At 47.5% G+C, this 760-nt stretch carries 1 protein-coding gene; it reads right to left on the reverse strand.

The genetic code is table 11. From position 1 onward, the window contains the following. The coding region (locus A596_RS05065) for a calcium-binding protein (protein ID WP_039913080.1) at positions 1-760 on the reverse strand (760 nt) is incomplete at both ends.

A 760-nucleotide genomic window follows, 5' to 3' on the forward strand; every position in this document is an offset into this window, starting at 1 on the left:
GCAAATACTGTGTCAACACCGGAACCTTTACGGAACACAAACACATCATTGCCTGCACCACCATTCAGGTAATCATTGCCAACACCACCGTCCAGCACATCATTACCATCACCGCCCAGCAGCGAATCATTACCGGCTTCACCGAACAACACATCATTGCCACCGGCGGCGTTAATAGTGTCGTCACCAAGGCCACCGCGCACCATTTCTGCTTCTGAGGTAAGTACCGCAGAATCATTTCCATCACCATATTGGAATCCAACAGCGGCGAATAATTGTGTCGAGGTATAAGTAGTGCCGTCAGCAAATTCAATTTTGCTAAATTTGTAAGAATTGCTGTAGAAATAATCCTGGACCTTGATGCTGTCACTGACACCGTACTCGATAAACAAATCATCACCTGCACGGCGCAACAATTTGAGATCAGCCGGATTTACATCGTCAAAACGAATGATGTCGACACGATCGACAGAAGTATCGTACGCAAAAACCGTGTCATTGCCAGAACCTTTACGGAACACAAACACATCATTGCCTGCGCCACCATTGAGCGTATCGCTACCAACACCGCCATCCAGCAGGTCATCACCATCACCACCACTCAATGAGTCATTACCTGCTTCACCAAAGAGCACATCATTTCCACCGTCTGCATTGATGACATCATTACCGCCACCACCGCGCACAATTTCCGCATCTGCCGTCAGTGTTACTGAATCGTTGCCATCACCATACTGGAATGCAACTGCAGCAAATAATT

This window comes from Cellvibrio mixtus subsp. mixtus J3-8 (assembly GCF_000766945.1).
Classification (GTDB): Bacteria; Pseudomonadota; Gammaproteobacteria; order Pseudomonadales; family Cellvibrionaceae; genus Cellvibrio; species Cellvibrio mixtus_A.